The sequence below is a fragment of the Parabacteroides acidifaciens genome (genome assembly GCF_003363715.1).
Classification (GTDB): Bacteria; Bacteroidota; Bacteroidia; order Bacteroidales; family Tannerellaceae; genus Parabacteroides; species Parabacteroides acidifaciens.
The window spans coordinates 1-10,180 of sequence record NZ_QREV01000089.1 but is presented as its reverse complement, the minus strand read 5'-3'; the positions used below and the strand labels follow the sequence as shown (position 1 = coordinate 10,180).

Genomic DNA, 10,180 nt, shown 5'->3' with positions numbered 1-10,180 from the left:
TCAATCAGTTGTTTATACGGTCGGTTTTAATGCGATCCCGCGTCAAGCGCGGGAACGGGATAGCTCACTTTTTCTTACAACTAAAACAAAAGAACAAAAAGATTCGTTACTTTTGCAGAAACAATCATATAGGAATGTGTCAATGAGAACTGTTATCAGGTGTGCCTTCTGGCTGTTAAGCCTGTTCCTCGTGTCCAATATCCAGGCCGTCACCCCGCAAAAGGGGCAGCTGAAGTTAGGAGCCGAACGTATGGACGTCGTTACCCGCCTGTTGAAAGACAAGCAGGTCGGATTAGTCGTGAACCAGACTTCCATCCTCGAAAAACAGCAAAAACACCTGTTAGACGCCCTACTGGAAGAAGGTGTCAGCGTAAAGAAAGTGTTCGCTCCCGAACATGGTTTTCGGGGAACAGCCGATGCCGGTGCGGAAATAAAAGACAGCCGTGACGTGAAAACCGGCGTTCCCATCATTTCCTTATACGGTAAAAACAAAAAACCGACAGCCGAACAGCTGACCGGGTTGGACGTGATCGTGTTTGACATTCAAGACGTCGGCGCCCGTTTCTACACCTACATAAGCACTATGCATTATGTAATGGAAGCCTGTGCCGAAAACGGAGTCGAATTTATTGTGTTAGACCGCCCTAATCCCAATGATTTTGTAGACGGCCCTGTCCGCGAAGAGAAGCTCAAATCGTTTGTCGGCGTCGATCCGCTGCCCATTCTTCACGGCCTGACCATAGGCGAACTGGCCTGGATGATCAATAAGGAAGGCTGGCTCGACAGCACACCCGATACCTGCAAGCTGCATATCGTCAAGATGGAAAACTGGAGCCACGGCGACCCTTATTGGCTGCCGGTCAAGCCCTCTCCCAACCTGCCGAACGACCAGGCAATCCGCCTCTATCCTTCGCTCTGTTTCTTTGAAGGAACGAATATCAGCGTGGGGCGCGGCACTTATTATCCGTTCCAGATGCTCGGTGCGCCGGATCCGAAATACGGAGATTTCACCTTTACACCGACCTCCTTGCCGGGATTCGACACAAAGCCTTTGCATATGGATAAAGAATGCTACGGCATAGATTTACGGGAATATCCTTTTCCCGGAGGACTGACCTTGAAATTTTTCCTCGATTTCTATAACCTGGCAGGGAAAGACCAGGCCTTTTTCTTTTCCCGCCCGCAATGGTTCGACCTGCTGGCCGGAACAAAAGAACTGCGCTTCCAGATAATCCGGGGCTTGAGTGAAGACGAGATACGCGCCAGTTGGCAACCGGCTCTGAATGAATATAAAAAATTGAGAAATAAGTATTTATTATATCCCGATTATCACTAACTTTGACCGATTATTTAAATCAAATTTAGGGTGGTTACAAATAAGTTCTTTTTTTTTAAGGCACATGTGTATAAAATAATATTATTGCTGGCCCTTTGCTTTCCACAAGGAGTAAGGAGTAGTGTACCCACCCATGCCAAAAAAAGTTTTGACATTCTTATTATCCAGTCATACGATGAGACTCTGACGACTTACTGCAAATTTGATAAACTGCTTCATGAAAAGCTGCAAAAAGGACACATAACATCCAATATACGTACTTTCTACCTGGACTGCGAACGCTATAATGCCCACGATGAAGAAGCACGTATGTATTCTTATCTCGACACACTAAGCTTCAAACCGGATATTATTATTGTAAACGACGACCAGGCAACTTATACTTTGATGGCCTGTAACCATCCGCTGGGAAAATCCACCCCTGTCGTTTTTTCCGGCGTTAACTTTCCCAACTGGGAATTACTGAAACATCATCCGAACTTCACCGGTTACTGGGATAAGCCGGAGTACCTGAAAACGTTGAAACTGGTCGAGAAACTATACGGAAGTTCCAAGATTCTGATTTTTAGAACGAATGTCTTTATCGGCAATAGAGCTTTTGAAGTATTGCAGGAAGATCTTAAGGGACAGGATATAGCGATCAATGAAGGATTATACCCGGCACGTTCCAGACGTCAGCCCAGAGTCATCCAAGCAGGAAAGCCCGGAGGGACATCCTTGTATATGACAGTGGCAGACAGCTTGACCGCACGGCAACTACTCTGGGTATTTGAAGAAAATCCATATACGGCCTGCATGCAGATCATTCTGGATTTTAACGTATTGACCATCGGTCGCCTGGCCAACGTCCCGAACTTCACGGTCATTAATAACGGATTCAACGACAACAGGGGAATTACCGGAGGCTACTTCACCACCCTGCAGCTGCAAGTCGACTGTGTTGCTAAAACGGCTACCCATATTCTTAAAGGGACATCGCCCGACCAGATTCCCATTACGGTAAGTCCGAAAGTCTATGCTTTCGACTGGAAAGAAATGCGGCGCTTCAACATAAAAATAGAAGACCTGCCCGAAGACAGCATCATTTATAACCTCCCGTTCGAAATCCGTTATAAGACTTATTTGATCATCGCCGGCATCTTGTTCCTTATAGCTGTCACTTATACCATCATGCGCCTTGTTTATATGTATCTTCGTGAGAGCGAGCGGAAAAAGCTTGCCCAGCTCCGGTTGGTCGAAGCGAAAGAGCGGGCGGAAGAAGCCAATAAGATGAAATCGGCCTTTTTGGCCAACATGAGTCACGAGATACGGACTCCTTTAAACGCGATCGTCGGTTTTACCAACCTCCTGCAGGATGAAACGGACCTGACGCAGGAAGAACGTGAATTATTCCGGGATACGATCAATAAGAACAGTAACCTGTTGCTGAAACTCATCAACGACATATTGGAACTGTCGCGTATCGAGTCGGGGCGCATGTCGTTCACTTTCGAGTACTGTTCACTGAACAAGCTGATGGAAGAGATCTACCAGACACACCATCTGCTCATGCCGGCCGGCATTTCTTTCCTGAAAAAGATTCCGGATATGGATATTACCCTCCATGTGGACCGCTTCCGGTTCACACAAGTCATCACGAATCTCATCAACAATGCCGTCAAGTTCACGACGAAAGGATATATCAAGATGGGATACCGGTATGATAAAAGTACCAATGAAGTACATATCTTCGTTGAAGATACCGGAAAAGGGATGTCGGAAGAAGCACAAAAGAAAGTATTTGAACGCTTCTATAAAGCCGACGAATTTGTACAGGGAACGGGCCTTGGATTATCGATTTGCCAAACCATTGCCGAACGCCTGAACGGACGGATCACCCTCTTTTCGGAAGAAGGAAAAGGCAGTTGCTTCACACTGATATTGCCTTGCCAGCAGAAATAAAAAATGGGGATGTATCAAAAAGTCTCTTGTCCCCGCGCTTGACGCGGGGCCGCAAAAGAACAGACCTTATCAATCAGTTGTTTATACGGTCGGTTTTAATGCGATCCCGCGTCAAGCGCGGGAACAGGGCAGTTTTGACACATCCCCCTTTCAAGTGCTTTATTTATAGGATTACTTCTTTTCTATCACCATCAGCTTCGTATTGTCCGTGCCGTAGAAAGCGATCTTATCGACAGGTCTCACATCACCTTCCGCTTCAAAACGGACAACCTTGTCCAATGCTTTCAGCAACTCCTGCTCGCCGCTCATATCCGGACAAGCCATGCGCGTGGTTGCAACCTGCGGGAACTTGATGATATTCTTGCGCGTATCGCTATATTCGATCTGCCCCATCATCCGGTTGCAACCGGCTTTCCCCGAAAGGGTATGACGGGCGGCGTCGAATTCGATAACCTGCTTCGTCTCAGCCGGGTTCAACGTCTTTCCGTTCAACTCGACGATATTCCAGCTTCCATCCAAATCGGAGAAAGTGGCTTCCACCGCCTTCTTTGATTTACAGGAAGCAAAGATACCGATGCTTAAAACAGCCAGGCAAAGATATATATACTTCTTCATCTCCGTTGAATTAGTTTTTAGACAAGACGAGCACAACGTTTCCGCTTCCATCGACCAGCAACATTTCGTTTTCGGACTGTCCGGCCTTAACCCCCTTCACATCGTCAAACGATTGCAGGATCACGCCTTCCGTCTCCATATCCGGACAAGCCATCATGGTTGCAGCGGCCGGATTAATCGTAATCGAAGAAATATCTTTGTCGTCCAATACAACTGTCGAATTGAAGATATTGCATCCGGCATTGCCATGAACCTTCTTATCTTTCATGTCAAATTCCATATAGGGCAAATTCTCTTTCTGTATCTTTTCCCCTTTCGCTTCTACAATATTCCATTTACCTTCCAACTTCTTTGCATCCGTTTTGGCTTCAGAGCAAGAAAACAACATCCCGACAAATGCGGGAACCATCAATAGTGTCAAAATAGCTTTTTTCATTTTTACTTTTTCTTTTATAATTATCTCTCGTAAAATTAAGACGCCAATTTACGGCAAAATGTTCCCCGGACAGTCATTATTTAACTCATCTTAACAAGAACAGTCCCAAACAGACCGAAAGGGCAACCAGACCGGAACCCCTCTTCGATTTATATATAGATTAATTTTGTATATTTGTTGCAACGAAAAGAAAGCCGATGATGAATAAGAGATTTGCCTTGTATATACTGTTCGCAGGATTGCTCTCCTGCTTATCCTGTACCCACACGAAACAACAGCCCGAAGAAGAGGTAGACAGCGAATGGTTAGACAGCCTGCAACACGTTTACCAATACGGCGTTTGCATCGACTCGCTGAACGTATCGGAATACAAGATCAAAAATGGCGATAACCCCGCCTCCATCTTTTCCGGCCTCGGTTTCTCGGCCATGAAAGCGGACAGCATCTCAAAAGCATCCACAGAAATCCTGGACCCGACAAAGCTCCGTGCAGGTATGCATTATTATACGTTCACGACGCAAGACAGTGTGACCGACATCCGGTATATCGCTTTTGCCAAATCGCTCGTAGACTATGCCGTCATCGACCTGACCGGCGATTCGATTCTGGCTTACGAATTTAACAAGCCGATCACCATCAAACGCCATTATACGGAAGGGACGCTCAACTCCTCGCTCTGGAATGTCATCAAATCGAGCGGGGCCGACCCGTTGTTAGCGATCAAGATTTCCGATGTCTATGCCTGGCAGATCGATTTCTTCGACGTGAAAGAAGGAGACTCGTTCCGGGTCTTATACGACGTGGCTTACATAGACGACACAACCGCCCTGAATATCACCTCCATCGGAGGGGCCGTTTTCACCCACCAGGGTAAAGACTTCACCGCCATACCGTTTACACAGGACAGCGTTTTCGAATATTTCGACTTGGAAGGAAACAGCCTCCGGAAAGAATTCCTGAAAGCGCCGCTCGACTTCTTCCGCATCACTTCGCGTTTTACAAACGCCCGTTTCCATCCGATCCTGAAACGCTATCGCGCCCATCACGGCGTAGACTATGCCGCACCTGTCGGAACAGAGGTCAAGAGTATCGGGGCCGGAACCATCATCGCCAAAGGATATATGGGAGGCGGAGGAAACACGTTAAAGGTGAAACACAACTCCGTCTACACCACTTCTTATATGCACCTGAGCAAGTACGCCAAAGGAATACAAGTGGGCAGCCATGTACAGCAGGGACAGGTGATCGGATACGTCGGATCGACCGGCCTTTCGACCGGGCCGCACCTCGACTTCCGCGTCTATAAGAACGGACAGCCGATCAACCCGCTTCAGATGGAAGCCCCGCCTTCGCTGCCGGTCAAACCGGAACTGCGCGACAGCTTTGCCGTTGTGAAGCAGGCGGTATTGGCCGAGCTTGACAGCATGAGATTAAAAACTAATCAATAAATATTCAGGATATGAAGTTTTTAGGAAATATCATCTGGCTTATCTGCGGCGGACTGATCACAGCCGTGGAGTATCTCATCTCCAGCTTAGTGCTGATGGTGACGATCATCGGGATTCCTTTCGGGGTGCAAACACTGAAGTTAGGAATGCTCGCCCTGTGGCCTTTCGGTAGCAAAGTGACAGACAACGGCAATTCCGGCGGTTGCCTTTGCCTGATTATGAATGTAATCTGGATCTTTGTCGGGGGCTTCTGGATTTGCCTGACTCATTTAGGCTTCGGCCTATTGCTGTGCATCACGATTATCGGGATTCCTTTCGGCAGGCAACACTTCAAGATGGCAGCTCTGGCCCTTGCCCCGTTTGGAAAGAATATCGTTTAAGGGAAGAAATCAGTCTATCACCGGATAGTTTTGCCGGGCTTCGGCACGGGTGCAGGCGTTAAAATGCCACCATTCATAAGGGATGGAACGAAAGCCGGCCTGCTTCATCAACCGGCGCAGCAGACGGCGGTTCTCAAATTCCGGACGTGTTATCCGCCCGTTGTCCAACAGGACCTCTTCATTGGTCGTATGCGCCTCTTCCCCGAAAAAATCAAAAGGAGTGCCCATTGGAAGGGGTTCTCCTTTTTCATCTATAATAGTCAGGTCGACGGCCAGCCCGTAGTTATGCAAACCGCCTCCGTTGGCGGGATTGCTGACATAATTCGTCTTGTCGGTTCCCCGGACCATCGCCCACATCTTTTGTTGTACCGACATGGGGCGGGCGGCATCATAAATCAGGAAACGCCATCCGGGATGTTCTTTCTTCAGCAACCGGTGGGCAGCAAGCAGCTTATGTGCCGCATCAGGATGTAGCCAGGCACGCGTTATACCCGAATAGACAGCTTTTCCAAGAAAATTATCAGGCGAGGCATACACCAGTTGTACGCGCAAAGTCGTATCCATCGAAGTGACGTCGACCAGTTTACGCCCCGCCATATAAGCATCCAGATCCTGCCCCCGGCAGAAAGAGGAGAATAGTAGTATTACAAATAGAATGAGATGTTTCATCCCCAAAGCTTACACCAATCCCTGATTATACCGGTAAGCCAGATCACCTCCTCCATTACCGGATTTAGGTTTGGGAGTGACCGGCTGTTCTTCAGTCTTTTCGGGTGCGGAAAGCGTTTGCTTGTACAGTTCCGGATTGCTCAATACTTCCAGTGCCTTATCCAGTACCTCATCTTTTTTCAGGCTTTGGATCAGCTCGCCTTTCTGGAAATAATAATGCTTCATGATCTCGGAAGCTAAGAGCTTCTTGATCTGTTCCTTGTTGCGGTCGAAATCACGTTCCAGGTCCGGAGTGAGTTTTGCATCCAACGTATCGAAAATCGTTGAATCGCTGTCCATATATCCTTCGAACTTTGCCACTTCCTTCAGATTCTTCAGCAGCTTTTCACTCTGCCGGTCATAAGTGAAGTTCTTTTCTTTGGCATATTGTTTGAATGCCTCGAAATCTTCGTCGGTCACTTCAAAGTCCTCGGCCGGGGCGATAGTCTTATGCTTTTGCGACCAGTGGGCGACAAAGTCCGTCAGCACGAAGTCGGTGACCAGATAATACATCATCGTCGGCGTTTCCGGTTCCTCGATCTTGAAATCGGGAGTGATACCGCCACCGTCGCGTACAGGGCGTCCTTTGGAAGTATAGAATACCGAAGTCAGGCTATCGGGAATAGCGCCGACACTTCCGTCGGCATTCCGGTGCGTATAGTCCAACTGCTGGATGCAACGCCCGCTGGGGATGTAATATTTACTCATCGTCACCTTCACGCTTCCGTTGTAGGGAAGTTCGCGGGTCGACTGCACAAGTCCCTTTCCAAATGAACGCTGTCCGATCAGTACGGCGCGGTCCATATCCTGCAAAGAGCCCGAAACAATCTCAGCGGCAGAGGCAGAACCTCCGTTAATCAGGACAGCCATCGGCATAACCGTGTCGAGCGGTTCGTTGGGCGTACGATAAGTACGGTCCCACTGGCTGATCTTGCCTTTTGTCGAAACGACCTCTTTCCCTTTCGGGACGAACATGCCGACAATCTGCGTGGCGCTTTCTAACAGACCGCCGCCGTTGTTACGCAAGTCCAATACGAGCGACTTGATATGATGATTCTTTTTCAAATCCTCCAAAGCATTCTTCACTTCCTGCGCACTCTTGTCGGTAAAGCCTTTCAGATAGATATAACCTACGCCATCTCCCCGGACGCCATAGTAGGTGACCTGGTTTTCCAGAATCTGCTTGCGCACCAGTTCCACCCGGCGGGGTTTCTTATCATAAGGACTTTGTATCTTCAATACCATCTTCGTATTGGGAACGCCTTTCAGCAGAGCGCTCACCTCGTCCGACGATTTGTTCGTCACGTCTACCGTATCGACAGCTAAAATGCGGTCGCCCGCCTTCAACCCAGCCAGAGCCGCCGGCATACCTTCAAACGGTTCGATAATATAGACACCGCCTTCCTTCCGTTCACGGATATAGGAACCGATACCGCCGTATTCGCCGGTCGTCATGAATTTCAGCTTATCCATCTCCTGTTCGGGATAGTATTCCGTATAAGGGTCCAAGCCTCCTAACATGGCATCGATACCGCGACGCACTGTCTTCTCCACGTCGACCGAATCCACGTAAAACATTTCCACCTCTTTCACCAGAGCGTTAAAGATATCCAGGTTTTTACTCACCTCGAAACGGTTATCTTGCTGCGCCTGTCCGGGGATCATCCCTCCAAACAGAAACAGAAAAGCGATAAGAGCTATTATTTTCTCTCGTTGTTTACACATAGAATATTTAGTTAATTAACGACGTAAATGTATATAATAAACGCTTGTCAGTCCAATATACTATTTACTTTTAACTTTATTTGTCCCCATTTATCATCCGGAATCTGTGCACCGATTACATCGATTATATAGCCCGCCAGGAGCGAACCGATACGGGCGGATTGTTCCAATGTTGCACCGACAGACTGCCCGTAAAGGAATCCGGCGGCAAAATGGTCGCCCGCCCCGGTCGTATCGACAGGCTTTCCGCCTTCCGCCGGGACAGCGATGATCTGTCCTTTGCTACCGACCAGCGCACCTTCTTTGCCTAAAGTCACTAAAGAAATTTCCACCTGTCCGGAAAGAACCTTTACCGCTTCCTGCGCTTTCAGTCCGGTAAAGGCTTCGGCTTCGCTCTCATTGGAGAAGAGGATATCGACATATTTAGGAATAATATCTTCCAACAATCCGCGAAAAGCATTCACAATATTAAAGTTGGATAGGTCGAGCGCCACTTTCAGTCCTAACTTCTTCGCCTTCTGCATAGTCGCACGAACCAGTTCTTCGTTCACCAACAGGTAACCTTCTATATAAATACATTGGTAGGCCGACAGCATCTCTTCCGTAATCTCATCGGGCGTGATCGTCGGAGCCGGGCCGAGGAATGTACCCATCGTACGCTCGCCGTCGGGTGAGATCAGGACCGTGCAACTGCCGGAGATACCGTTCGTCTTGGCAAAATAAGGGGTAACTCCCGCCTTCTTCAAAGCCTCTTCATAATATTCGCCGACAGAATCGGAACCGATTTTACCGATAAATCCGGATTTCGCCCCGAGAATAGCCATCGCCCGCATCGTGTTACAAACCGAACCGCCCGGCGCCTGGCTGCGCTCCAGCCCTTCCTGTGATTTACGGATTTTGACCATCTGTTCCTGATTAATCATATCCATTGCCCCTTTTTGTATACCGACTTCTGCCAGTACATCGTCGTTCTTCAGCCTCAACAGTACGTCGACCAAAGCATTTCCTAATCCAATCGTATTCATTTTTTCTATTTTTTTTCGCAAAGATATTGCATATTTCAAAAAGAACCTCTACTTTTGCAGAGCATTTTCAGAAAGGGGTATAAGAAGCCCGAAAATGAAGGATAAATTCTTCCTTAGCTCAGTTGGTTAGAGCATCTGACTGTTAATCAGAGGGTCCTTGGTTCAAGTCCAAGAGGAAGAGCAAAAGACATCGGGAAAGACCGAAAAAAGACATATTTTCTTCCTTAGCTCAGTTGGTTAGAGCATCTGACTGTTAATCAGAGGGTCCTTGGTTCAAGTCCAAGAGGAAGAGCGAAAAGACATCGGGAAAGACTGAAAAAGACATATTCTTCCTTAGCTCAGTTGGTTAGAGCATCTGACTGTTAATCAGAGGGTCCTTGGTTCAAGTCCAAGAGGAAGAGCAGAAAAGAGAGATACTTCACAAGAGTATCTCTTTTTCATTTTATACGCACAAAAAGTTACGGGGTAGCATTCACAGCTAAGAAAAAGGGCTCACCCCGAAAAGTTGTGGAGAAAGCAAAAAATAATTATTTTTGCTCAATGGAAACAGGTTACGAACTATTCTT

9 protein-coding genes and 3 tRNA genes are annotated in these 10,180 nt (G+C 47.7%); 7 read left to right on the top strand and 5 right to left on the bottom strand.

What is annotated here, in order from left to right:
• Nucleotides 1-142: 142 nt before the first annotated feature.
• Nucleotides 143-1,336, top strand: a complete 1,194-nt coding sequence (locus DWU89_RS19835; protein ID WP_115501360.1) for an exo-beta-N-acetylmuramidase NamZ family protein — start codon at nucleotides 143-145, stop codon at nucleotides 1,334-1,336.
• 66 nt (nucleotides 1,337-1,402) lie between these two features.
• A complete protein-coding gene (locus DWU89_RS19830; RefSeq protein ID WP_244205962.1) occupies nucleotides 1,403-3,277 on the top strand; it encodes a sensor histidine kinase in 1,875 nt (624 codons plus the stop codon).
• A 171-nt stretch (nucleotides 3,278-3,448) separates the two neighbouring features.
• On the opposite strand, the gene DWU89_RS19825 is transcribed toward DWU89_RS19830, so the two are convergent.
• Nucleotides 3,449-3,892 (bottom strand): META domain-containing protein, encoded by a 444-nt coding sequence (locus tag DWU89_RS19825; protein ID WP_115501359.1) that lies wholly within the window; start codon nucleotides 3,890-3,892, stop codon nucleotides 3,449-3,451.
• 10 nt (nucleotides 3,893-3,902) lie between these two features.
• Entirely contained in the window at nucleotides 3,903-4,328 is a 426-nt protein-coding gene (locus tag DWU89_RS19820) for an META domain-containing protein (protein ID WP_115501358.1), read from the bottom strand.
• A 200-nt stretch (nucleotides 4,329-4,528) separates the two neighbouring features.
• On the opposite strand from DWU89_RS19820, the gene DWU89_RS19815 reads away from it, so the two are divergent.
• Both DWU89_RS19815 and DWU89_RS19810 read left to right on the top strand, forming a co-directional pair.
• Nucleotides 4,529-5,776, top strand: a complete 1,248-nt coding sequence (locus tag DWU89_RS19815; RefSeq protein WP_115501361.1) for a M23 family metallopeptidase — start codon at nucleotides 4,529-4,531, stop codon at nucleotides 5,774-5,776.
• Nucleotides 5,777-5,787: 11 nt separating this feature from the next.
• Nucleotides 5,788-6,156, top strand: a complete 369-nt coding sequence (locus DWU89_RS19810) for a YccF domain-containing protein (RefSeq protein ID WP_115501357.1) — start codon at nucleotides 5,788-5,790, stop codon at nucleotides 6,154-6,156.
• Nucleotides 6,157-6,165: 9 nt separating this feature from the next.
• On the opposite strand, the gene DWU89_RS19805 is transcribed toward DWU89_RS19810, so the two are convergent.
• The 3 genes from DWU89_RS19805 to DWU89_RS19795 are packed head-to-tail and all read right to left on the bottom strand — an operon-like array spanning nucleotide 6,166 to nucleotide 9,614.
• Complete coding sequence (locus DWU89_RS19805; RefSeq protein ID WP_115501356.1) at nucleotides 6,166-6,825, bottom strand: M15 family metallopeptidase; 660 nt, start codon at nucleotides 6,823-6,825, stop codon at nucleotides 6,166-6,168.
• Between the two features lie 9 nt (nucleotides 6,826-6,834).
• On the bottom strand, nucleotides 6,835-8,589 hold the full coding sequence (locus DWU89_RS19800; RefSeq protein ID WP_115501355.1) for a S41 family peptidase: 1,755 nt from the start codon (nucleotides 8,587-8,589) through the stop codon (nucleotides 6,835-6,837).
• Between the two features lie 47 nt (nucleotides 8,590-8,636).
• A complete protein-coding gene (locus DWU89_RS19795; protein WP_115501354.1) occupies nucleotides 8,637-9,614 on the bottom strand; it encodes an adenosine kinase in 978 nt (325 codons plus the stop codon).
• A gap of 107 nt (nucleotides 9,615-9,721) precedes the next feature.
• On the opposite strand from DWU89_RS19795, the gene DWU89_RS19790 reads away from it, so the two are divergent.
• The 3 genes from DWU89_RS19790 (at nucleotide 9,722) to DWU89_RS19780 (ending at nucleotide 10,015) form a co-directional block, all read left to right on the top strand.
• Nucleotides 9,722-9,795, top strand: a tRNA-Asn gene (locus DWU89_RS19790).
• 37 nt (nucleotides 9,796-9,832) lie between these two features.
• Nucleotides 9,833-9,906, top strand: a tRNA-Asn gene (locus tag DWU89_RS19785).
• A 35-nt stretch (nucleotides 9,907-9,941) separates the two neighbouring features.
• Nucleotides 9,942-10,015: transfer RNA gene (locus DWU89_RS19780), tRNA-Asn, on the top strand.
• Nucleotides 10,016-10,180: the final 165 nt, after the last annotated feature.

Excerpts from the sequence above, each read along its gene's own strand:
- DWU89_RS19795 (WP_115501354.1), bottom strand. The coding sequence starts at position 9,614 with ATGAATACGATTGGATTAGGAAATGCTTTGGTCGACGTACTGTTGAGG.
- DWU89_RS19835 (WP_115501360.1), top strand. The coding sequence starts at position 143 with ATGAGAACTGTTATCAGGTGTGCCTTCTGGCTGTTAAGCCTGTTCCTC.
- DWU89_RS19800 (WP_115501355.1), bottom strand. The coding sequence starts at position 8,589 with ATGTGTAAACAACGAGAGAAAATAATAGCTCTTATCGCTTTTCTGTTT.
- DWU89_RS19815 (WP_115501361.1), top strand. The coding sequence starts at position 4,529 with ATGAATAAGAGATTTGCCTTGTATATACTGTTCGCAGGATTGCTCTCC.
- DWU89_RS19810 (WP_115501357.1), top strand. The coding sequence starts at position 5,788 with ATGAAGTTTTTAGGAAATATCATCTGGCTTATCTGCGGCGGACTGATC.
- DWU89_RS19805 (WP_115501356.1), bottom strand. The coding sequence starts at position 6,825 with ATGAAACATCTCATTCTATTTGTAATACTACTATTCTCCTCTTTCTGC.
- DWU89_RS19825 (WP_115501359.1), bottom strand. The coding sequence starts at position 3,892 with ATGAAGAAGTATATATATCTTTGCCTGGCTGTTTTAAGCATCGGTATC.
- DWU89_RS19820 (WP_115501358.1), bottom strand. The coding sequence starts at position 4,328 with ATGAAAAAAGCTATTTTGACACTATTGATGGTTCCCGCATTTGTCGGG.